Source organism: Sphingomonas ginsenosidimutans, from assembly GCF_002374835.1.
GTDB lineage: Bacteria > Pseudomonadota > Alphaproteobacteria > Sphingomonadales > Sphingomonadaceae > Sphingomonas > Sphingomonas ginsenosidimutans.
This window is the reverse complement of sequence record NZ_NWVD01000005.1, coordinates 43,401-65,065: the sequence shown is the minus strand read 5'-3', so window position 1 is coordinate 65,065 and position 21,665 is coordinate 43,401. Positions and strand designations below refer to the sequence as shown.

Here is a 21,665-nt window from a genome sequence, read left to right as displayed (position 1 = left end):
CAAAAATGAGCGCGGGGGATGCCTCCGTCATCCCAGCGAAAGCTGGGATCTCACTCGCCTAAAGGCCCCAGCCTACGCTGGGGCGACCTATCAAAAGGAATTCGCGCAGAGGCGCAGAGATGTATGCGCATCGCCCAGACGCTTCTTGCCATTTTCCGCGAATGCAGAGGGGACGCTTCGCGTCAGCGCCACCTCTCTGCGCCTCCGCGTCTCTGCGCGAAAAACCCTTCTACTTTCGCGCATGCCCCGCGCCTCAGAACCGAAATCCGCGCGACAGACACCACGCCACCGCGCCTGCAATCACCACGCCCACCAGCGCGCGCCACCATGACGCGCCCAGCGGCTCCACCGCCTCGCCCTCCGCGACGGCGCGTCGCCCGTGGATCATTGCGCCGATCAGGTTGCGCCCGCGGACCAGATACACCAGCACCGCCGCGACATGCAGCGCGATCAACGCCAGCAGCAGGTTGAAGATCACGCCATGCCATTGCGCCGCCATCCGCCCCTGGTCGAAGGTGACGTAATCGGCCAGCGGCCCGCTCTCCAGTCCGTCGACATCGACGGCGAACAGCCCCGCCGTCACCATCGCGGCGACCGTCGCCAGCATCGCCACGACGCTCCATCCGCCCAGCGGATTGTGCCCCGGCGCTGCGCCCGCGCCGCCGCGGACATAGGCGATCACCGCGCGCGGCCCGCGGACGAAGCGCGTGAACCGTGCGGTGCGCCCGCCCGCGAGGCCCCAGAACAGCCGGAACACCACCAGCGCCAGGATGGCGTAGCCCGACGTGCGGTGCCACTCCATCTCATGGTTCTCGCCGCTCCACCACGAAAAGGCGATCAGCGCGACCAGCAGCCAGTGGAACGCGCGCACCGGCACGTCCCACAGCGGCGCGGTACGGGCGGTGCCCGCCGTCATCAATCCTCGGCGCGGAACTGGCGGTGGCACGCGGCGCAGGTCGCGCCGGTCGCCTTCATCTGCGCGCGGATCGCGGTGACGTCGCCGCCGTTGGTCACCGCCACCAGCTTGCCCGATTCGGCGATCAACGCCTTCATCTGCGCATCGAACGCCGCGCGATTGGTCCAGATCGCGGGCAGCGCATCGGTCTTGACGCCCGCGCCCGGGCCGGTGCCGGCGGGGAACAGTGCGGCCTGCTGGCGCGCCGTGGTGGCGATCGCCTGCGCCGCGGCGACCATCGCAGGCTTGGCGGGGGCGTCGGATTTCAGTTGGTCGCCCAGTGCCTTCATCGCCGCGCCCATCTTCTTGAAACCGGCATGGCGGGCGGCGACCACCTGCTGCGGGGGCGGTGCCGCGGCGGTCAGCGTGGCCAGCACCAGCGCGGCGCCGATCGTGTTGCGCATCATCGTCATCTCGTGTCGCTCCCTCGAAGCCCGTCGGCGGTGCGTCATCGCGTCGCCGCGCCCGTCGCACTTGTAGCGGGCGGATAGACGGTGCGGAAGATCGCCCGCACCTCGCTCAATCCCCCGTCCGCCAGCTGCGCCGGGGTGGTGCCGCGCCGGTCGGCGGTATCGGCGCGCGCGCCATGCGCCGCCAGCAGCCGCAGCATCGCCTCCAGCTCGGGCGGGGGCGTGTCGCCGATCGTGCCCAGCAGGACGTGCAGCGCGGTGTCGCCGTTGCGGTCGGCCACGGTCGCGTCGGGTGCGATCGCCAGCGCCTGCGCCAGCGCCGCCGCACTGCCGCCGCGCGCCGCCGCGAGCACCACATTGGTGCCGTCCCGCAGCATCGCGCGCGCGTCTCCCCCGCCCGCCAGGATCGCCGCCATCGCCGCGGCATGGCCGTTGGCGGCGGCGATCAGCAGCGGCGGGGTCGGGGGGGCCGGCGGCGGCGGCACGCCGAAATTGGCCTCCGTCACCCATGTAATGCGCGACGGGCCGGTCAGCCCGTTCGGGTCCGCCCCGCGCGCCAGCAGGACGCGGATCAGCGCCGCGTCGCCCCCCGCCGCCGCGGCGTGCAGCGGCTGCTGCCCGTTCCGGTCGCGCGCCGCCATGTCCGCACCCGGCAGCCCCGCCAGCCGCTCGGCGACGCGCCAGTTCGCCTGGTACAGCGCCAGTTGCAGCGCGCTGGTATCTTCCGGCGCGCGGTCGGTGGTGCGCGCCCCCGCCGCCAGCAACACCTCCGCGGTCCCCGCATCGCCGCCCTTGATCGCGTACAGCAGCGGGGTCATCCCCCCGTCCGAACGCCGGTGCAGGTCCGCCCCGGCCGCCAGCAACGCGCGCACCGCCTCTGCGCGACCGGCATAGGCGGCCCACATCAGCGGCGTCTGGCCGCGCGAATCCGCCACGTCCACCGGCCCCCGAACGCTCAGCATTCGCGCCACGACCGGCGCCGGGCCACGCCCCGCGCACGTCGCCAGCGGCGTCACACCGTCGCGATCGGCATGCCGCACGGCTGCGCCAGCGTCGAGAAGCGCGGTCAGAACCCGCTCCCCACCGCGCTCGCACGCCAGCGCCAGCGGCGTCAGGCCGTCGTCATCCGCCAGATTGGGGCGCGCGCCGGCGTGCAACAACGCCGCCACCACCTCGACATCCTGCACCTCCACCGCCTTCAGCAGCGGGGTCGCGCCGTAATCGCCGCGCCGGTTGACGTCCGCACCCGCCGCGATCGCTGCGCGCACGCCCGCCACATCGTCCGCCGCCACCGCACGCGCCAGCGCGTCCTGTCCGGCCAGCACCGCCGCCAGCATCATTACGCTAACCATGCGTCAGCGCCCCCAGCGGCGCCGTACTGTCGCCGAACGCCGTCGCCGGCACGTCCAGCACGTTCAGCGCGGCGAGCAGCAGGTTGGACATCGTCGTCCCCTTCTCCACCGCGACATGCCGCCCGCCCGGCACCAGCCCGCCCGCGACCACCACCGGCAGGTCCATATGATCATGCTCGTTCGAATCGCCGAACGCCGACCCGCGCAGCACCAGCGTGCGGTCCAGCAGCGATGCCTCACCGTCCTTCGTCTCGGCCATCCGCTTCAGATAATAAGCGAAATACTCCATGTGATGGCGGTTGATGCGCGCCAGCTTCGCCATCTTCTCCGGGCTGTTGCCATGGTGGCTCAGCATATGGTGCGAATCCGACACACCGATCTCGGGATAGGTGCGGTTGGACAATTCGCGCCCGATCATAAACGTGCCCACGCGGGTGATGTCGGCCTGCATCGCCAGCACCTGCAGGTCGATCATCAGCCGCACATGCTGATCGAACGAATCCGGTATCCCCGCCGGCCGCTCGATCCCCGCCGCCGCGTCGCCCGCCCCGCTCGCGGCGGCACGCTGGATGCGCTTCTCGATCTCGCGCGTCGCCTCCAGATATTCGTCCAGCTTATGCCGATCATCCTGCCCCAATGTGCCGGACAGGCGCGCGGTATCCTCGCGCACGAAGTCGAGGATGCTGGTCTGCCGCCGCGCCTGTGCCAGCCGGCTGGCGGGGTCCAGCGCGTCGCCGTCGCCGAACAGCCGCTCGAACACGTCGCGCGGATTGGCGGTGACGGGCAGCGGCACCGTCGCATTCCGCCACGAAATGCCGTTGGTATAGGCGCAGCTGTAGCCGATGTCGCAGCTGCCCAGAAGGCTCGCCTGATCGATCCCCAGCTCCAGCGAGGGCAGCGGCGTCCCCTCCCCCAGGTGCGCGGCATAGACCTGGTCCATCGACACGCCGCAATGGATGTCGCTGCCCTCGGTCTGGCGCACGTGCACCCCGGTCAGAAACGCCGGACAGGACCGGCCGTGCCCCGCCGGCCGGTCCCCCATCGCCGCCGCCTGCGGATGGCCCAGGCCGGTCACCACGCTGACCCGGTCGCGGAACGGCGCCAGCGGGGCCAGCGTGTCGGGCAGCACCAGCGCGCCGCCGCTGCCGGCGGGACGGAAACCGTCCATCATCATTCCGTTGGGCGAATAGAATACCTGCAACCGCTTCGGCCGCGCCGCGCGATCGGCGGCGCGCGCGGCGGGTGCCATCGCCTCCAGGAACGGCAGCGCGATGGCGGTACCGGCACCGCGCAGCAACGTGCGCCGGGCGATCGGGGCGCGCAATATCCTCATCGGCTGGCCGTCCTCTTCAGGGTGAAGGCATCGCTGGTCACGATACCGCGCACGATCGTCTGCACGCGATACCGGTCCGCCTTCGCATCGCGCACGATGCGGCGGACCGCGGGCATGTCGCGCGGGGTCAGCCCGCGGGCGAGCGCATAGGTCATCATCCGTTCGGTGAAGGCGCCGACGAATTCGTCGCGTCGCGCCAGCAACACGCCGCGCAACCCGTCGATCCCGGCGAAGCGCGCGCCGTCGGGCATCGTCGCGCTGGCATCGATCACCTGCCCGGCGTCACGCTGGCGCCACGCGCCGACCGCGTCGAAATTCTCGAGCGCGAAGCCCAGCGGGTCCATCTTCACGTGGCAGGCCGCGCAGGCGGGGTTCTTGCGGTGCAGTTCCAGCTGCTCGCGCGCGGTCAGCAGCCGGCCGTCGGCGCGCTCCTTCAGCGCCGGCACGTCGGGCGGCGGCGGCGGCGGCGGGGAGGCGAGCATGTTGTCGAGGATCCACTTGCCGCGCTTCACCACCGACGTGTGGTTGCCATAGGAGGTGACGGTCAGGATGCTCGCCTGCCCCAGCAGGCCGCCGCGGTGCCACGCCGGGTCCAGCGCCACCTTGCGGAACGCGGTGCCCGACACGCCGGGGATGCCGTAATGCCGCGCCAGCCGCTGGTTGAGGAAGGTGTAATCGGCGGCGATGAAATCCAGCACGCTGCGGTTGTCGCGCACCACATGCGCGAAGAACATCTCGGTCTCGCGCGCCATCGCCTGGCGCAGCCGCACGTCGAAATCGGGGAAGACCGCAATGTCGGGCCGCTGCTGGTCGAGGTTGCGCAGGTACAGCCACTGGCCCGCGAAATTGTGCGTCAGCGCATCGGCGCGCGGATCGGCCAGCATCCGCGCGACCTGCGCATCCAGCACGCCGGGCGCGCGCAACTGGCCGCGTTCCGCCAGCGTCAGCAGCGGCTCGTCCGGGATGCTGCTCCACAGGAACAGCGACAGGCGCGTCGCCAGTTCCAGATCGGTCAGCCCGCGGACGGTGCCGGGCGCCACGCCGGCCGGATCGCGCTCGACCGCGAACAGGAAGCCGGGCGAGACCAGGATCGCCTCGACGGCGGCGGCCACCCCCTGTTCGAAACCGCCGTCACGGCGCGCGGCGGCATAGACGCGCAGCACCGGCGCCACGTCGTCGGCGCTTACCGGACGGCGCCATGCGCGCCGCGCCAGCGACGCCACGATCCGTTGCGCGCACGCGCTCTCGTCCTGCGCGCGCTTCGGGCGGCACAGGAAGATGCGCCGGCGGCTGGGCGTGTCCCCCGCCCCGCCGGCACCGAACGGCCCGGTCACGTCGATCTGCAGCACGTCGCGCGGGAAATTGGCCTGCGAATAGCGTGGCGACAGGCGATAGGACGGCACCTGCACCGTGCGCACCCGCCGCCCGTCGACCAGCACGTCCATCGGCAGCATCACCGGCGGCGCGGTCGGCAGCGGCACCGCGTCGAGCGTGTTGCGCAGCGTCTGCACGCTGTCGTCGGGCGCCAGCCGCCGCCGGAACGCCAGCCCGATGACATGCGGCCCCGCGCTGAGCGGCACACGCACGCTCACCTTGTCCTCGACCATCCGGTCGGTTTCGTTGTTGGTGTTGGCGTTGAGCCAGCCGGCGATGTCATAATCGCCCGCGCGCCGCGCATAATAACGCAGCGTGCCGCCACCGCGCGATGCCAGCGGCAGGTCGTCGCCGGAGCGTTCGTTATACGCCGGCCGCCCCGAATTGCGGATCGACCCGTCCTTGGGCACCTCCCACGACGTGGTGAACGGCCGCGGGGAAGCCACGCCCGTGGCGAGCTTCGCGACCCTTCCGGCGACCGCGACATAACGGTCCATCAAGGTCGGCGACACGCTGAGCACGTCGGCGATATTGTCGAAGCCATAGCCCGAATTGTCCTGCGGCAGGTCGCGCACGACATCCACGTCCAGCGCCAGCAGTTCGCGCACCGCATTGGCATATTCGACGCGGTTGAGCCGCCGGATCGTCGCACGGCCGGGATCGGGATGCGCCGCGGCATAACCGTCCAGCGCATTCTGAAGCCAGGCGACGAAGGCCGCACGCTCCGCCGGCGCGGGTTGCGCGCGGTTGCGCGGTGGCATCTCCCCGATCGACACGCGGCGCAGGATCGCCTCCCATTCCGCCGCATGGGCGCCGATCGCCGGATCGCGCCCGCGCAGGTCGTCGATCGACAGACCCGCGACCTTGTCGACATCATTGTGGCAGCGCGCGCAGAACTGGCCGAGCATCGCGGGCGGCGCGTCGGCGGCGTCCGCGCCCACGGGTGCGGCGACCGTCACCGGCGCCTCCGCCTGCATCCGCGCCCAGCCCGACGCGGCGGCGGTCAGCGCGCTGATCGCCAGCACGCCTCCGCCGATCGTCGGACGCCACCCCTTGCTCACCATGGTCATCGCCCCTGCCGGGCCGCACGCACCGGCCGCGTCATCGCCGGCCCCGCCGACATGCGCCCTTGGCTATGGCCAGCAGCCACCGCGGTCCATTGCCGTTATCGCAGCGCAGCGAACGAAAAAAGTGCGCACCCGATGCGCACCCCGCGCACATTTGCGCAACATGGCGTCGCGGTAATTGTCATGGGATGATCGCTGCCGACCCGCTACCCCCCGCAGTGGGGAACGAACGGGTGCCGTCCGCGATCGACGCGGGCGGGCGCCCAACCGATCGGGGGATCATCGTCATGCGCGCCTGTCGTCGCATCATACGCCACGCGCGTCCGGCCATGCCGCTGGCGATCGTCTGCGCGCTTGCCGCGCCCGCCGCTGCGCAATCGCCGGCCGCCACGGCGGAGGCGCGCACCGCCGCGCGGCTGGACGCGATCGCCGACAGCCCGCCGCGGCTGCGCATCTTCCTGCAACGGATGCCCAAGGGCGGCGACCTGCACAACCACTCCGGCGGCGCGATCTATGCCGAGGATATCCTGCGCTGGGCGGCGCAGGACGGGCGCTGCGTCGCGACCGATCCGTATCGCATCGTTTCGCCGCCGTGCGACGCCCCCGGCCGCTTTCCCGCGCGCGGGCTGGAGGAGGATTATCCCCGCTACGCCGCCGCCATCCAGGCGTTCTCGACCCGCGATCACGAGGAGGGGGTCGGCGATCCGACCGTCCCCGGCTACGATCGCTTCTTCGCGACGTTCGACGCCTTCTGGCCCGCCTTCGCCGGCAATGCCGGCCGCGAATTGTCGCTGGTGCGCCAGCAGGCGGCGGGGGACCACGTCTCCTATCTCGAACTGAGCAGCGGCAGCGAGGCGACCGGGCCGCTGCTGGCCGCGATGAAGGGCACGACCGGCACCGATCTCGACGCGCTATACGCCGCGGTGTCCCCGCTGCTGCCCGCCGCCGTGGCGAGCGCACGCGCCGAGTACGACCACGCGGAGGCGGATGCGGCGCGGATCGACGGCTGCACCACGCCGCAGCACACCCCCGCCTGCGACGTCGCGGTACGCTATCTCTACACCGCGATCCGTACCCGCCCGCCGGCGGAGGTGTTCGCGCAGCTGGCGTTCGGCTTCGCGCTGGCCGGGGCCGATCCACGCTTCGTCGGGGTCAATATCGCCGCGCCCGAGCATGATCCGGTCGCGATCCGCGACTATGCGCTGCACATGCGGATGTTCGCCTTCCTGAAGGCGCGTCATCCGACCGTGCCGCTGTCGCTGCATGCCGGGGAACTGACGCTGGGGCTGGTCCCGCCGCGCGACCTGCGCTTCCACATTCGCGATGCCGTTGCGGTCGCTGGCGCGCGGCGGATCGGCCATGGCATCGACATTTCCTATGAGGACGATGCCACCGCGCTGCTCGCCCGGATGGCGCGCGATCGGGTGGCGGTGGAAATCAACCTGACCAGCAACGCGGTGATCCTGGGGGTGAAGGGCGCGCAGCATCCGCTGTCGCTGTATCGCACCGCCGGGGTGCCCGTGGTGCTGTCGACCGACGACGAAGGCGTGTCGCGCAGCGACATGACCAACGAATATCAGCGCGCCGTCGCGGAACAGGGGCTGCGCTACACCGACCTGAAGCAGATTGCGCGCGACACGCTCGCTTACTCTTTCCTGCCGGGCAAAGGACTGTGGCGCGATCGCGCCGGCGGCACGCGCGTCGCGCCCTGCGCCGACCTCGCCTCCACCACCTGCGCCGCTTATCGCGCCACCGATGCCAAGGCCGCGCGGCAATGGCAGCTGGAACGCGACTTTACCGCGTTCGAGGCGGAAACCCGCTGACCCCGCCCCCCTCCCCCTGCCACCGGAGCCTTGCCATGTTCGACCGCCGCACCATCCTTCGCGCCGGACTGTGCGCACCGCTGGTCCCGCTGCTGGGCGGGGCGGCGGCGCCGGATGCGGCGACCGAACGTTTCATTCGCGCGATGCCCAAGGCCGAACTGCACCTCCATCTGGAAGGGACGCTGGAAGCGGACATGAAATTCGCGCTGGCCAGGCGCAACGGCATCAAGCTGCCCTACGACACGGTCGAGGCGATGCGCGCCAGCTATCGCTACCACGACCTACCCAGTTTCCTGGCGATCTATTACAGCGGCATGGACGTGCTGCGCACCGAGGCGGATTTCTACGACCTCGCCTACGCCTATCTGACGAAGGCCGCGTCGCAGAATGTGCGCTATACCGAGATGTTCTTCGACCCGCAGGAACATCTGAAGCGCGGCGTGCCGATGGCGGCGGTGATCGCCGGCATCACCCGCGCGCGCGGCGACGCGGCGAAGCGGCTGGGGATCGGATCGGGGCTGATCCTGTGTTTCGTGCGCGACGCGCCGCTGGATACCGCGGCGGCGGCGCTCGACGCGGCCTTGCCGTTCAAGCGCGACCTGATCGCGGTCGGACTTGATTCGGATGAAAAGGGTCATCCGCCGCGCGACTTCGCGCCGCTGTTCGCGAAGGCGCGCGCCGCCGGGCTGCACCTGACGATGCACTGCGACCTGAATCAGGAAAACACGCTGGAGCATCTGCGCCAGGCGATCGTCGACCTGCGCGCCGATCGCATCGACCACGGCGGCAATATCCTTCAGTCGCCCGAACTGGTCGCGATCGCGCGCGCCCGCGGTCTGGCCTTCACCGTCTGCCCCGGCTTTTCGGGCAAGGTCGCGACCGGCGGCGCGCCGATCGACGTCGTTCGCGGGATGCTGGACCAGGGGCTGGCAGTGACGATCAGTTCCGATGATCCGGCCTATATGGGCAGCCGCTACGTCGCCGACGCGATCGTCGATGCGCAGCCGGTCAGCGCGCTGACCCGCGCCGAGCTGGTCCAGATCCAGCGCAACGCCTTCAACGCCGCATGGCTGCCGCCGGGGCAGCGCGCCGCCTATCTGGCCGAACTGGACCGTTTCGCCGCGACCGCCGCCTGACGGCCCCGCGACGCGGGTTGCCGGGCGCGCCGGAACCCAGCATGGCAGGCCGGATGCGTCCCGCCTTCCCCTTTCTGCTGCTCGCCGGCAGCATCGCCTGCCCCGCCGCCGCCCAGCAGCGCACCCGTCAGAGCGACGACATCATCGTCGTCGGCCGCGGGCTGCCCGCCCGCCCCGGCGACGCCGCCTTCGACACCGTGACGATCGACGCGCAGCGGATCGCGGAGAATGCCAGCGGGCGGCTGGAAAACGTGCTGGCCGACGTCGCCGGGCTACAGCAGTTCCGCCGCAGCGATTCGCGCTCGGCCAACCCGACCAGCCAGGGCATCTCGCTGCGCGGGATCGGCGGCAATGCCTCCAGCCGCGCGCTGTTGATCCTCGACGGCGTGCCGCAGGCCGATCCCTTCGGCGGCTGGGTGCCCTTCCCCGCTTATGCCACCGATCGTATCGGCCTGATCCGCGTCACCCGCGGCGGGGGCAGCGGGTATTTCGGGCCGGGCGCGCTGGCGGGGACGGTGGAGATCGAGAGCGCCGACCCCGCACGGCAACCCGCGCTCGGCGCCGACATCGCCTATGGCAGCCGCCGCTCGCTGTCGGCGGCGGGATCGGCGCTACTGGCGCGCGACGGCGGCTTCGCGACGCTGTCGGCGGCCTATATGCGCGGCGACGGCTTCGTCCCCACCGTGGCGGAAAGCCGCGGCCCGGTGGACCGCGCCGCCCCGTTCGAGCAATTCTCCGTCGCCGCGCGCACCGTCGTGGCGCTGACCGCCACGACCGAGCTTCAGGCCAACCTGTCCGGTTTCACCGACACGCGCGACCGGGGCACCGCCTTCACCCGCAACCGCGGCGAGGGCGCCGACGCCAGCCTGCGCGTGGTCGGGCGCGGCACCTGGGGATGGAGCGCGCTCGCCTATCTCCAGGCGCGCGCCTTCGCCTCGCAATTCGCCGCCATCGACGCCGCACGGACCAGCGCGACTCAGACGCTCGACCAATACAACACCCCCGCGACCGGCATGGGCGGCCGCGTCGAAATCGCGCCCCCGGTCGGCGCGGGGCGCGACCTGCGGCTGGGTGGCGACGTGCGGCGCGTCGATGGGCGGACGCAGGAGCTCTACACCTTTGTCGGCGCGCAGCCCACGCGCCGCCGCGTCGCGGGTGGCACGGCACTGACCTACGGCCTGTTCGGTGATGCCAGCCTGACCGCGGGCGTTGCGACGCTAACGCTGGGCGGGCGCGTCGATCGGTGGCGACTGTCCGACGGAGCGTTGCGGGAAACGACGCTGGCGACCGGCGGGACGCTGACGGATACACGCTTTCCCGAGCGGTCGGGGACCGAATGGACCGGGCGTGCCGGCGTTGCGGTGCGGCCGGTGCCGGCGCTGACGCTGCGGGCCGCGGCCTATCGCGGATGGCGGCTACCGACGCTCAACGAATTGTACCGCCCGTTCCGTGTCGGCGCGGACGCGACCTCGGCCAATGCCGCGCTGTCGCCGGAGCAGCTGAGCGGCGTCGACGGCGGCATCGTGTTGGCGCCCGGCGGCGGCCTGACGCTGAGCGCGACATTGTTCTGGAACCGGTTGGACGGGGCGATCGCCAATGTCACCGCCGGGCGCGGGCCGGGGACGTTCCCCGGCGTCGGCTTCGTTGCGGCGGGCGGCACCTATCGCGTGCGCCGGAACCTAGACGCGATCCGCTCGACCGGGGTGGAGGTGGAGGCGCGGTGGCAGCACGGCCCGCTGTTCGCGCAAGGGTCGTGGAGCCATGTCGACCCGCGCGTCGTGGCCAGCGGGCCAGCCGCTGCGCTCGACGGGTTGCGGCCGGCGCAGACGCCGCGTGACCTAGTATCCGCCTCGGCAGGGTGGCGCCGCAACCGTGCCGCGCTGTCCGCGACGCTGCGTCACGGCGCGCGGCAGTTCGACGACGACCAGAACAGCCGCTCGCTCGCTCCCGCGACCACGCTGGACGCGGTCGCCGCCGTGCCGCTCACCCGCGCGATCGGGGTAGAGCTGCGCGGCGAGAACCTGTTCGATGCGCGGGTCGAGACCGGGATCAGCGGCACGTCGATCATCGAACGTGCCACGCCGCGCACGCTATGGGTGTCACTGACGCTGCGCGCCGGTTGACCGCAGCCCGCGCCGGTACCGGCCGTAACGCGACGGAGATGGCGATGGCGCGTCCAGCACGCTAAAGTCTTCAGCCCTTATGCCGCTCCATCCTTTTCACGAAGCGGAACATTTCCCCGTCGTCGGGCAGGCGGATCAGGGTTGCCGCGTCAGTACCGGAGTCGCGGTCGCCGGCGCCGGGCCGACAGGCGTCGTCATCACGTCGGCCGCGCTCGGCGGCGCGGCGGGCGCTTCGGCGACGCATGCGGCCAGCGGAGCGAGCAGCAGCAGCGACAGCGCGACGCCGCGGCGAAGGGGATGGGCAGCGATCATGACGACGCCCCTCGCAGCAGCGGGTTGCGTGACCGTCGACGTCAGGTGGAGATCGTATGGAGGCCGTCCCGGCTACCCCGGAAAGCCTTCGACGACGCCGGGCGACGGCGTTTCGGTCAATCGCAGGAAGACGTTCATCGTCAGGACGGCCGCCACGCCCTCGGCCTCACCACGTCGCCGGTTGCGCCGACACTTCTTCCTAGCGTAAGGCGAGCACCAATCGCAAGGACCCGGTGCGAACCCGGGTGGCTATGCCGGCCGCCGATCCGCCGGACAACATCACACATGCAACCCGACCGCGCCGCCTTCCGCGCCATGTGCCCTGATGTGGACTTCTTATGGCATTCGATTTCGCTTCCTATCGCCGCCAGTGGTTCACTGACGGCACCGCCGCCCGCCGCGATATCATGGCGGGCATCGTCGTCGCCCTCGCGCTTATTCCCGAGGCGATCGGCTTCTCGATCATCGCCGGCGTCGACCCGCGCCTAGGCCTTTACGCTTCGGTGGCGATCGCCATCACGATCTCGCTGATGGGCGGGCGCCCCGGCATGATCTCCGCGGCGACCGCGGCAGTCGCCGTGCTCGTGACCCCGCTCGTGCGCGAGCACGGCGTCGAGTATCTCTTCGCCGCAACGATCCTGATGGGGCTGATCCAGATCATCGCCGGGCTGCTTCGCCTAGACCTGGTGATGCAGTTCGTGTCCCGCTCGGTCATCACCGGCTTCGTCAACGCGCTCGCAATCCTGATCTTCATGGCGCAGCTGCCGCAGCTGACGAGCGTCGGCTGGGACACCTACGCGATGGTCGCAGGCGGTCTCGCCATCATCTACGGCCTGCCGCGTATCACCACGGCCGTACCGTCACCGCTGGTCGCGATCCTCGTCCTCAGCGCGATCAGCATCTGCATGGGTCTGGACGTGAACACGGTCGGCGACATGGGCAGGCTCCCCGAGGGGTTGCCCAACCTCGTTCTGCCGAATGTCCCGCTGACGCTCGACACCCTGCGGATCATCCTGCCCTACTCGCTGACGATGGCGGCGGTCGGCCTGCTGGAATCGCTGCTCACCGCACAGATCGTCGACGACATGACCGACACCGACAGCGACAAGCGCGTCGAGTGCGCGGGCCAGGGCGGGTCCAACATCGTCGCCGCGCTCTTCGGCGGCATGGGCGGATGTGCGATGATCGGGCAGTCGGTCATCAACGTCACCTCCGGCGGGCGGGGACGCCTGTCGACGTTCTTCGCGGGCGCGTTCCTCCTGTTCCTGCTGGCGGTGCTCGGCCCGCTGGTCGGCCGCGTACCGATGCCCGCGCTCGTCGCCGTCATGATCATGGTGTCGATCGGGACGTTCAGCTGGAACTCGATCCCCAACCTGCGCCGCCATCCGCCGACGTCGTCGATCGTCATGCTGACGACGGTCGTGGTGGTTGTCGCGACGCATGACCTTTCGCTTGGCGTGCTCGCCGGCGTTCTGCTGTCGGGCATCTTCTTCGCCGGCAAGGTCCAGCGGATGTTCGTGGTGGAACGCGAGGAAACCGAGGACGGAACCTGCGCGACATATCGCGTCGCCGGAGAGATCTTCTTTGCCTCGGTCACGCGGTTCACCCGTGCGTTTCAGGCGGAGGACAAGGCACGCCACATCGTGATCGACGTCACCGGCGCGCATTTCTGGGACATTTCGGGCGTCGGCGCGCTCGACAGGATCATCGCGCGCCTGCGTCGGGATGGACGCGCGGTGGAAGTCGTCGGCTACAATCGCGCCAGCGCCGATATCGTCGATCGCTTCGCCCTCCACGACAAGACCGGCGTCGAAATGGGGCTGGCGCCACACTGACCTGTCGACGGTGCAACACCCTGGACGTCGGGCGAGCGATATCCATGCGGGGGGCGGCGCTGTGGCGACGAAGCTGGAAGCATAATGCGCCGCCCAAATGCTCAACTGCCCGCGGTCGACGCCGACGAGCCGTCGCGCGGCGCCTGGAACGTCGCCCAGTCGACATCCGGTGCCGGCGCAGGCGGCTCGCCGGCGATGCTCTCCGGCTCGACAAGCGCACCGGTCCGCATGCGGTGAAGATGGACCTTCGCGATCATGTTCGCGGAAATGGGCGCGGTGATGAACAGGAAGACCGAGATCAACAGTTCGTGGGCGGTCCACACGCCCAGCTTCCCCTGGAAGAAGACGACCGAACCGACCAGAAGCGCCCCGAGACCCAGCGTCGTCGCCTTCGTCGGCCCGTGCAGCCTTTCCATCGTCGAGGGCAGTCGAACGAGCCCCCAGCTGCCGATCAGCACGAAGGCGGCGCCGAGCAGCACCAGGGCCGCCACCGCGAGATCGATGGCGCTGCTCATTCGACGATGTCCCCGCGCAGGATGAACTTGCAATAGGCGATCGTGCCGACGAACCCGACCATTGCGAGCAGCAGCGCCGCCTCGAAATAGGTGTCGTTGCCGCCGATCATGCCGATCAGCACGATGACCGCGATTGCGTTGATCACCATCGTGTCGAGCGCGACGATACGGTCGCCGATCGCCGGGCCCTTCAGCAGCCTCCAGCCGTTCAGCAGCAGAGCGAGCGCGACGGCGCCCAGTGCGATGTGGAGCGCCACCTCGATCATGCGAAGATCCGCAACAGGCGCGCCTCGTAGCGCGCCTTGATCCGTGCGATCTCCGCCGCCGGATCGGCGACGTCGAGTGCGTGGACGAGGAGAAAGCGACCGTCCGCCGACACGTCGGACGAAACGGTGCCCGGCGTCAGGCTGATGGTGGCGGCCAGCACGGTGATCGCCTCGGGCGTGTCGAGCGCGATCGGCACCACGAGCCAGCGCGCGCGCAGGTCGCGGTTGCGGCGAAACAGGATCAGCCGCGCGACATCGAAGTTGGCGACGACGATGTCGTACAGCACGACGAGCGCATAGCCGAGCAGCGCGCGGTTGAAGCGGACGCGCGGGCGATCCGGCCAGAACGGACGTGTAAAGCGCGGCAGGACGATCGCGAAGACCGCGCCGAGCACGATACCGCCCGGCGTGACGCTGTTCGCCATCAGCAGCCAGACGAGGAACAGCAGCGCCGACAGCGCGGGATGCGGCAGCAGCGCCCTCACCGTCCCGCCTCCGACGAGAGCACCGCGGCGACATAGCGATCCGCGGCGAAGACCTGGCGCGCCGTTGCCGCGGTCCAGTCCGACACCGGTCCAGCGAAAACGGTGAGGAGGACGATCGCGCCGAGCGCCGCCGCCGGTGCCGTCAGATCGGCGCGCGATCGCTCGGCAGACACCAGCCCGGCACCGCCATCGGCCGGTTTCCAGAAGATCGCGCTGCCCGAACGCGCGAAACCGACGACGCCGATCAATGTCGTCCCGAGGATCGTCGCCCAGATCGCGGGCTGTGCCGGCGCATCGACCGTCGCGCGCAACATCAGCAGCTTGCCGATGAACCCCGACAGTGGCGGCAGCCCGATCGCCGCTATGCACGTCGCCAGATAGAGCAGCCCGACCGCATCCTGCCCGGCGAAGCGCGGCGTCGGCACGATCGCGTCGCCATATTGCCCGCGCCGCCGCATCGCCACGTCGGCGACCAGGAACAGCGCCGCCCCCGCCAGCGTCGCGTTGATCAGGTAGAACAGCGCCGCCGCGGTCGCCGCGGGCGTCCACGCGGCGAGGACGAGCAGCAACGATCCGGTCGACCCCAGCACCGCGAACGCCGCGCTCTCGCGCAATCCCCGGCCTGACAGCACGCCGCCGAAGCCGAGCAGCGCGGTGACGATCGCGGCGGGCGCAAGCCACGGCGACGGCACCCACGCCGCCTCGCCCGTTGTCGCGCCGAACACGAGCGGGACGACGCGGATCATCGCATAGACGCCGACCTTCGTCATGATCGCGAACAGCGCGGCGACGACCGGCATCGTCGCGGCGTAGGTGCGCGGCAGCCACAGATGGAGCGGCACCAGCGCGGCCTTCAGCGCGAACACCGCGGTCAGCAGCAGGCCGGCGATTCGCGCCAGCCCGCCGTCGCCCGATGGCAGCATCGCGATCCGAACGCCCATATCGGCCATGTTGAGCGTGCCGGTCAGACCGTAGAGCAGCCCGAGCGCGACCAGGAAAATCGCCGATCCGACGATATTGACGACGACATAGGCGACGCCAGCCTTCAGCCGCGCCGCGCCCTGGCCGTGCAGCATCAGGCCGTAGGACGCGATCAGCAGCACCTCGAAGAACACGAACAGGTTGAACAGGTCGCCGGTCAAGAACGCGCCGTTCAGCCCGAGCAACTGGAACTGGAACAGCGGGTGGAAGTGCCAGCCCTTGCGATCCGCCGCCGTGATCACCGCGTGCGCCATGACGATCGTGCCGAGAAGGCTCGCGAGCACCAGCATCGCCGCCGACAACCGGTCGAGCACCAGCACGATCCCGAACGGCGCGCGCCAGCCGCCGATCGCGTAGACGCGGATCGCGTCGTCGCTCGCGGTGACCAGCAGCGCGACCGCGGCGAGCAGGCCGGCGACGCAGCCGGCCAGCGACAACGCGGCGCCCAGGCGGCGTCGGCGACGCATCACCAGCAGCGCCACGGCGGCGGTCACCGCCGGAATGACGATCGGCGCAACGATCAGGTGATCGAACGCGGTCACGATTCCGCCTCCTCGTCAGCGATACCGTCGACCTGGTCGGACCCGCTTTCCAGGAAGCTGCGCAGCGCGAGCACGACGCTGAGCGCGGTCATGCCGAAGGTGATGACGATCGCGGTGAGCACCAGCGCCTGCGGCAGCGGATCGGCGTAGTCGGCCACCCCCTTCGCATAGAGTGGAGGGCGATCGACCGTCAGCCGCCCGACCGCGAACAGGAACAGGTTCACCGCGTAGGACAGCAGGGTCAGCCCCAGCACGACCTGAAACGTTCGGGCGCGCAGCGACAGGTAGACGCCCCCCGCGACGAGTGCGCCGATCGCGCTGGCGATGAGGAACTCCAGGCTCATCGCTCCCCCTCCGCATCCGGCTGCCGCGCCGCGCGCTGGGCGACGTGGCTCAGCTGCGCGAGCGCCATCATCACCGCGCCGAGCACGACACAGGCCACCGCCACGTCGAAGATCATCGCGGTCGCCAGCTCGAACTCGCCGACGACGGGCAGGTGGAAATAGCCGAAGCTGCTCGACAGGAACGGCGCGCCGAACGCCAGCGAGCCGAGCCCCGTGCCGACCGCGATCAGCACGCCGAACGCGATCAGCGGGTGCTCGCCGATGCGCCGCCGCTCGTCGGTCCAGTCGTAGCCGGAGGCAAGATACTGGAGCAGGATGGCGATCGCGAAGATCAGCGCGGCGACGAAGCCGCCGCCGGGCTGATTATGCCCTCGCAGGAAGATGTAGATGCCGACAAGCAGCGCCAGCGGCAGCAGCAGGCGCGTCGCCATCACGAACATCATCGGGTGTCGCTCGGGCGAATGCGGCATGGTGTCGCGCCATGCGCGCAGCCGCTGCCCGGCGGCACCGCGCACCGCGGGCTCGAGCAGCGCGAAGATCGCGAGGCCCGCGATGCCGAGCACGATGATCTCGCCCATCGTGTCGAACGCGCGAAAATCGACCAGCGTGACGTTGACGACGTTCGTGCCGCCCCCACCGGAGTAGCTGTTCGCCCAGTGGAACGTGGAGATGGTATCCCCTCGCACACGCGTCATGATCGCCCACGCCGTCGCGGAGGCACCACCCCCGGCGACCAGCCCCAGGACGGCGTCCCGCAGGCGGCGGCGCGTGCTCGACAAACGTGCGGGCTGCTTCGGCAGCAGGTGCAGCGCGAGCAGCAGCAGCAGGATCGTCACCACTTCCACGGCGATCTGCGTCAGCGCGAGATCGGGTGCGGACAAGTGGACGAAGGCAAGCGCGATGGCGAGGCCGATGACGCTGATGAAGACGAGCGCGAGGAACCGTTGCCGCTGCGTGACGACGACCGTCAGCGTTGCGGCCAGCAGCAGCACCCAGACGACGATCGCCGCCGGGCTTGCCGGCGTGGTCGCCCGCCCCCCGGTCAGTACCGGGCCGACCTTCGTCGCGCCGTCGAGCCCCAGCACGACCACGGTGGCGAACAGCAGCAGCAGGTAGCGCTGAAGCGACGGCGCATGAATCGCCAGCGTCACGCGGCGCGTCGCGGTGACAAGCGCGTCCATCGCGGCATCGAACAAGCGCTTCGCATCGACCCAGTGCCCGGTCGCGACCCGATGCGCGAGGGCCGCGTGACGCGCGAGCAGAAATGCTCCCCCCAGGACGGCACCGACGCTCAGCGCGAGCGCCAGGTTGAGGCCGTGCCACAGCGCGAGATCGATCTTCGGCGGCGCGCCGCCGGTTACCGCAGCGGTCGTCGCGGTCACCAGCGGCCCCGCGATCAGCATCGGCAGCAGCCCGAAACCGAGCGCGAGCGCGACGAGCAGTAGCGGCGGCGCCAGTAGCGCCGCACCCGGATCATGCGGCTTCGCGACCTCGCCCGTGCGCTGCGGCCCAAAGTACAGCCCAAGCGCGTAGCGCAGCGAGTAGGCGACCGACAGCGTCGCGCCGACCGTCGCCAGCAGCGGGACGAGCCAGGTCTGGCCTAGAACGGCGGTCTGCGCGGTCTCGTGCAGCATCATCTCCTTAGAGATGAAACCGCCGAGCGGCGGCAGGCCCGCCATCGCCGCCGCCGCCAGCACACCCATCGTCGCGGTGAGCGGCATCAGCCGGGCGAGCCCGCCCAGCCGGCGGATATCGCGAGTCCCCGTCTCGTGATCGACGATACCGGCGTTCATGAACAATGCCGCCTTGAAGGCGGCGTGATTGAGGATGTGGAACACCGCAGCGGCAGCGGCGGCGGGCGTCGCGAAGCCGAGCAGCATTACCATCAACCCAAGCTGGCTGATCGTCGAATAGGCCAGGATCGCCTTCAGATCGGTGCGGAACAACGCGATGGCGGCGCCGAAGATCATCGTGACCAGCCCCGTGGTCGCGACCAGTGCGAACCAGAGATCGGTGCCGGCGAGCACCGGCCAGAGCCGCGCAAGCAGGAACACCCCCGCCTTCACCATCGTCGCGGAGTGGAGGTACGCGCTGACCGGCGTCGGCGCCGCCATCGCGTGCGGCAGCCAGAAATGGAACGGGAACTGCGCCGACTTGGTGAAGGCGCCGAGCAGGATCAGCAGCAACGCCGGCGCATAGAGCGGCGACGCCTGCACGATCGCGCCGCGCGTGAGGATCGTGGCCAGTTCGAACGACCCCGCCGCCTGCCCCAGCAGCAGCATGCCCGCAATCAGCGCCAGTCCGCCGCCGCCGGTTACCGCCAGCGCCATCCGCGCACCCTGCCGCGCCTCGGCCGTGTGCCGCCAGAAACCGATCAGCAGGAACGACGACAGGCTCGTCAGCTCCCAGAAGACGAGCATCAGCACGACGTTGTTCGACAGCGCGATACCCACCATCGCCCCCTGGAACAGCATCAGGAACGACAGGAACCGCCCGGTCGGCTCGTCCTCGCTCAGATAGCCGGCGGCATAAACGACAACGAGAAACCCGATCCCGAGGATCAATCCGGCAAAGAGCAGCGCAAGCGGATCGAGCCACAGCGAGAGCTCAAGGCCGAGCGCGGGCACCCATGCGACCCTGGTCGCGGGCAGATCGCCGGCGAGCACCGCCGGCGCCAGCGATAGCAGCACGACGAATCCGATCGCGGTCGCCGCGCCCGCGACGCCGAGGTGCACCGTCCGAGACGCCCGGAACAGGGTCCCCAGCATCAGGCTGGCCGCGAAGGGCAACAGGACGAGGAAAACGAGGATCGGACACTCCCACTGGTTGACGGTCCTTTACAGGCTAAACGCCTCAGGTCGATGCTTCAGCGGGTGATCGCGGCACCGGTCATGCGATCAGGAGGTGAATGGCGACGCACGTGGCGGCGCCGACCGTCAGGTTCATCGGTATGCCGAACTTCAGGAAATCGGCGAAGCGATAGTCGGCGGCGGCATAGACCATCGTGTTCGTCTGATAGCCGATCGGGGTCGCGAAGCTCGCCGATGCGGCAAACATCACGGCTACGATCAGCTGCCGCGGATCAGTGCCGGTGGCGCCAGCGATGCCGATCGCGACGGGCGTCATGATCACGGCGACGGCGTTGTTGGTGACCGTTTCGGTCAGGACCGACGTCAGCAGATACAATACGGCGATTAGCATCAGCGGCGACAAGGTACGCAGCCACGGGGCGACCCAGGCGACGATCATGTCGACCGTCCCGATCGCCTGCAGCCCGCTGCCGATCGCGAGCATCGCGAAGATGAGGACCAGCACGCTCCCGTCGATCGCGCTCCATGCTTCCTCGGGATCGATGCACCGCGTGATCAGGACGACCGCGACCCCGACGATCGCGAGCGGCGCCACGGGCAGGACGCCGAGCGCCGCGAGCACGACGACCGCCGCCAGCGTGCCGATCGCGATCGGGGCGAGGCGGCGCCGAAAGCGGCGGACGTGGCTGGTGTCCTCCGCGATCAGATTCGGGTTCTCATTCAACTCGAGGATGGCCGATTCACGCGCCGCAACGAGCAGGTGATCGGCGGCACGCAGCCGCACGCTGCCCAGATCGGGACCCGGCAGATGGCGGGCCCGCCCGATGCCAAGCACACGAGCGGGCAGATTGTTGAGAAACGGAATATCGCGCAAGGCGCGCCCAAGCGCCGGATGCGTCGGCGCGATCGTCAGCCCGACAAGGCGCACGTCGGAGGCCCGTTCGTCGTCGGCGAGGCGGATCGGATGCCCGACGTTCTGCAACCCGACGATCAACCCCTCGCTGCGCGCCAGGTCGTCGATTTCGGCCGCCGGGCCCGCCACAATCAACCGGTCACCCATGCGCGGTTCGAAGTCGGCCTCGACCCGCCGCAGAAGCTCCGTACCGCGGCGCACCGCGATCAGCTTGATGGTCGCCCGCCGCAGCAGCGGCAGGTCGGCCAGCAGCCCCACCGATTTCGTCAACTCGATCTCGGTCAGATAGGTCAGATGATGCCGATCCTCCGCGGGATAGTCGGGGCGGTCGGGTAGCAGGCGCTTTCCGATCAACAGCATCGTCGCGATGCCGGCCAGCATCGCGGCCAGCCCAACCCCGGAAATCTCGAAAATGCCGAAGCCCGGCTGCCCGTTGGCGCGCGCGACGCCATCGACCAGCAGATTGGTCGACGTCCCGATCAACGTCAGCGTTCCGCCGAGGATCGACAGGTACGACAGCGGGATCAGCAAGCGCGTGGCGGCGATGCCGATCGCCTGGCCAAGGCGTCGGACGAGCGGAATCAGCACCATCACGACGGGCGTGTTGTTGATGAACGCCGGTGCGATCGCAGCACCGATGTACATCTCCGCGACCGTCCGTCGCGGCTGACGCGCCGCGCGCCGCACGACCGTGCTCGCCAGTGCTTCGATCGTGCCGGTCCGCACCAACGCCCCCGACAGGATGAAGAACGCTCCGATTGCGATCGGCGCGGGGTTGGCGAAAGCGGCGCTCACTTCGTCCCAGCCGATCCAGCCGAGCGCGATCATCACAGCGGCGCCGCAGACCGCGACGGTCACGGGCGGAAATCGTTCGGTTGCGAAGGCGATCAGCAGAAGCACGACGAAGACAAGCCCGGCGATGGGGCCGTTGGCCGAGAGGGATGCGATCATGCTGCTCATACGCATGACCGCAAGGTTCGCCGCATCCGCCATGTGACCCGGTGCCACAGCGGGGATAAATCATCGCGGCAACGCGGCGACCGCGAACCGCCCCGGCCTGCGACATCGCCTCGGTCATTGCGCGCGCTA

The 21,665-nt window shown here is 70.0% G+C and carries 17 protein-coding genes and 1 other annotated feature; of the genes, 4 read left to right on the top strand and 13 right to left on the bottom strand.

Annotation, left to right across the window (positions count from 1 at the left end):
* Window positions 1-253: 253 nt before the first annotated feature.
* The 5 genes from COA17_RS12455 to COA17_RS12435 are packed head-to-tail and all read right to left on the bottom strand — an operon-like array spanning window position 254 to window position 6,494.
* Window positions 254-916, bottom strand: a complete 663-nt coding sequence (locus COA17_RS12455; protein WP_176484899.1) for a cytochrome b/b6 domain-containing protein — start codon at window positions 914-916, stop codon at window positions 254-256.
* Window positions 916-1,368, bottom strand: a complete 453-nt coding sequence (locus COA17_RS12450) for a c-type cytochrome (protein ID WP_245857787.1) — start codon at window positions 1,366-1,368, stop codon at window positions 916-918. The genes COA17_RS12455 and COA17_RS12450 overlap by 1 nt, the downstream gene beginning before the upstream one ends.
* A gap of 35 nt (window positions 1,369-1,403) precedes the next feature.
* Window positions 1,404-2,717 (bottom strand): ankyrin repeat domain-containing protein, encoded by a 1,314-nt coding sequence (locus COA17_RS12445; RefSeq protein WP_066490128.1) that lies wholly within the window; start codon window positions 2,715-2,717, stop codon window positions 1,404-1,406.
* Window positions 2,710-4,050, bottom strand: coding sequence for a DUF1552 domain-containing protein (locus tag COA17_RS12440; protein WP_096612860.1), 1,341 nt, complete (start codon window positions 4,048-4,050; stop codon window positions 2,710-2,712). Before COA17_RS12440 ends, COA17_RS12445 begins: the two co-directional genes overlap by 8 nt.
* Window positions 4,047-6,494 (bottom strand): DUF1592 domain-containing protein, encoded by a 2,448-nt coding sequence (locus tag COA17_RS12435; RefSeq protein ID WP_096612858.1) that lies wholly within the window; start codon window positions 6,492-6,494, stop codon window positions 4,047-4,049. Before COA17_RS12435 ends, COA17_RS12440 begins: the two co-directional genes overlap by 4 nt.
* A 326-nt stretch (window positions 6,495-6,820) precedes the next feature.
* Between COA17_RS12435 and COA17_RS12430 the strand changes: the two genes are divergently transcribed.
* The 3 genes from COA17_RS12430 to COA17_RS12420 are packed head-to-tail and all read left to right on the top strand — an operon-like array spanning window position 6,821 to window position 11,573.
* Window positions 6,821-8,314 carry an adenosine deaminase family protein gene (locus COA17_RS12430; protein ID WP_096612997.1) on the top strand — a complete coding sequence of 498 codons (1,494 nt, stop codon included), beginning with the start codon at window positions 6,821-6,823 and terminating at the stop codon, window positions 8,312-8,314.
* 35 nt (window positions 8,315-8,349) lie between these two features.
* Entirely contained in the window at window positions 8,350-9,450 is a 1,101-nt protein-coding gene (add, locus tag COA17_RS12425) for an adenosine deaminase (protein WP_066490449.1), read from the top strand.
* A 53-nt stretch (window positions 9,451-9,503) separates the two neighbouring features.
* Window positions 9,504-11,573, top strand: a complete 2,070-nt coding sequence (locus tag COA17_RS12420; RefSeq protein WP_096612856.1) for a TonB-dependent receptor — start codon at window positions 9,504-9,506, stop codon at window positions 11,571-11,573.
* A gap of 135 nt (window positions 11,574-11,708) precedes the next feature.
* On the opposite strand, the gene COA17_RS19400 is transcribed toward COA17_RS12420, so the two are convergent.
* Window positions 11,709-11,885 carry a hypothetical protein gene (locus COA17_RS19400; protein ID WP_176484898.1) on the bottom strand — a complete coding sequence of 59 codons (177 nt, stop codon included), beginning with the start codon at window positions 11,883-11,885 and terminating at the stop codon, window positions 11,709-11,711.
* Between the two features lie 223 nt (window positions 11,886-12,108).
* Window positions 12,109-12,164, top strand: a sequence feature (sul1 is cis-regulatory element that is thought to sense ions involved in sulfur or methionine metabolism; They are found in Alphaproteobacteria).
* Window positions 12,165-12,223: 59 nt separating this feature from the next.
* On the opposite strand from COA17_RS19400, the gene COA17_RS12415 reads away from it, so the two are divergent.
* Window positions 12,224-13,720 (top strand): SulP family inorganic anion transporter, encoded by a 1,497-nt coding sequence (locus COA17_RS12415; protein WP_096612854.1) that lies wholly within the window; start codon window positions 12,224-12,226, stop codon window positions 13,718-13,720.
* Between the two features lie 101 nt (window positions 13,721-13,821).
* Here the strand turns inward: COA17_RS12415 and COA17_RS12410 are convergent, their stop codons facing one another.
* The 7 genes from COA17_RS12410 to COA17_RS12380 form a co-directional block, all read right to left on the bottom strand.
* On the bottom strand, window positions 13,822-14,235 hold the full coding sequence (locus tag COA17_RS12410) for a Na+/H+ antiporter subunit G (RefSeq protein WP_066490440.1): 414 nt from the start codon (window positions 14,233-14,235) through the stop codon (window positions 13,822-13,824).
* A complete protein-coding gene (locus tag COA17_RS12405) occupies window positions 14,232-14,501 on the bottom strand; it encodes a K+/H+ antiporter subunit F (protein WP_066490437.1) in 270 nt (89 codons plus the stop codon). Before COA17_RS12405 ends, COA17_RS12410 begins: the two co-directional genes overlap by 4 nt.
* Complete coding sequence (locus COA17_RS12400; protein ID WP_066490436.1) at window positions 14,498-14,986, bottom strand: Na+/H+ antiporter subunit E; 489 nt, start codon at window positions 14,984-14,986, stop codon at window positions 14,498-14,500. Before COA17_RS12400 ends, COA17_RS12405 begins: the two co-directional genes overlap by 4 nt.
* Window positions 14,983-16,509 (bottom strand): monovalent cation/H+ antiporter subunit D, encoded by a 1,527-nt coding sequence (locus COA17_RS12395; protein ID WP_096612852.1) that lies wholly within the window; start codon window positions 16,507-16,509, stop codon window positions 14,983-14,985. The genes COA17_RS12400 and COA17_RS12395 overlap by 4 nt, the downstream gene beginning before the upstream one ends.
* Complete coding sequence (locus COA17_RS12390; RefSeq protein WP_176484897.1) at window positions 16,506-16,853, bottom strand: Na+/H+ antiporter subunit C; 348 nt, start codon at window positions 16,851-16,853, stop codon at window positions 16,506-16,508. The genes COA17_RS12395 and COA17_RS12390 overlap by 4 nt, the downstream gene beginning before the upstream one ends.
* Window positions 16,850-19,663, bottom strand: a complete 2,814-nt coding sequence (locus COA17_RS12385; RefSeq protein ID WP_281253326.1) for a monovalent cation/H+ antiporter subunit A — start codon at window positions 19,661-19,663, stop codon at window positions 16,850-16,852. The genes COA17_RS12390 and COA17_RS12385 overlap by 4 nt, the downstream gene beginning before the upstream one ends.
* A 79-nt stretch (window positions 19,664-19,742) precedes the next feature.
* The gene (locus tag COA17_RS12380; protein WP_245857786.1) at window positions 19,743-21,527 is read right to left on the bottom strand and encodes an SLC13 family permease; all 1,785 of its coding nucleotides are present in this window, start codon (window positions 21,525-21,527) and stop codon (window positions 19,743-19,745) included.
* Window positions 21,528-21,665 lie beyond the last annotated feature (138 nt).

Bases quoted from the DNA above. Each gene is read 5' to 3' on its own strand.
- COA17_RS12450 (WP_245857787.1), bottom strand. From the start codon at position 1,368: ATGACGATGATGCGCAACACGATCGGCGCCGCGCTGGTGCTGGCCACG.
- COA17_RS12410 (WP_066490440.1), bottom strand. From the start codon at position 14,235: ATGAGCAGCGCCATCGATCTCGCGGTGGCGGCCCTGGTGCTGCTCGGC.
- COA17_RS12445 (WP_066490128.1), bottom strand. From the start codon at position 2,717: ATGGTTAGCGTAATGATGCTGGCGGCGGTGCTGGCCGGACAGGACGCG.
- COA17_RS12455 (WP_176484899.1), bottom strand. From the start codon at position 916: ATGACGGCGGGCACCGCCCGTACCGCGCCGCTGTGGGACGTGCCGGTG.
- add (WP_066490449.1), top strand. From the start codon at position 8,350: ATGTTCGACCGCCGCACCATCCTTCGCGCCGGACTGTGCGCACCGCTG.
- COA17_RS12435 (WP_096612858.1), bottom strand. From the start codon at position 6,494: ATGACCATGGTGAGCAAGGGGTGGCGTCCGACGATCGGCGGAGGCGTG.
- COA17_RS12420 (WP_096612856.1), top strand. From the start codon at position 9,504: ATGCGTCCCGCCTTCCCCTTTCTGCTGCTCGCCGGCAGCATCGCCTGC.
- COA17_RS12415 (WP_096612854.1), top strand. From the start codon at position 12,224: ATGGCATTCGATTTCGCTTCCTATCGCCGCCAGTGGTTCACTGACGGC.
- COA17_RS12405 (WP_066490437.1), bottom strand. From the start codon at position 14,501: ATGATCGAGGTGGCGCTCCACATCGCACTGGGCGCCGTCGCGCTCGCT.
- COA17_RS19400 (WP_176484898.1), bottom strand. From the start codon at position 11,885: ATGATCGCTGCCCATCCCCTTCGCCGCGGCGTCGCGCTGTCGCTGCTG.
- COA17_RS12440 (WP_096612860.1), bottom strand. From the start codon at position 4,050: ATGAGGATATTGCGCGCCCCGATCGCCCGGCGCACGTTGCTGCGCGGT.
- COA17_RS12380 (WP_245857786.1), bottom strand. From the start codon at position 21,527: ATGATCGCATCCCTCTCGGCCAACGGCCCCATCGCCGGGCTTGTCTTC.
- COA17_RS12390 (WP_176484897.1), bottom strand. From the start codon at position 16,853: ATGAGCCTGGAGTTCCTCATCGCCAGCGCGATCGGCGCACTCGTCGCG.
- COA17_RS12430 (WP_096612997.1), top strand. From the start codon at position 6,821: ATGCCGCTGGCGATCGTCTGCGCGCTTGCCGCGCCCGCCGCTGCGCAA.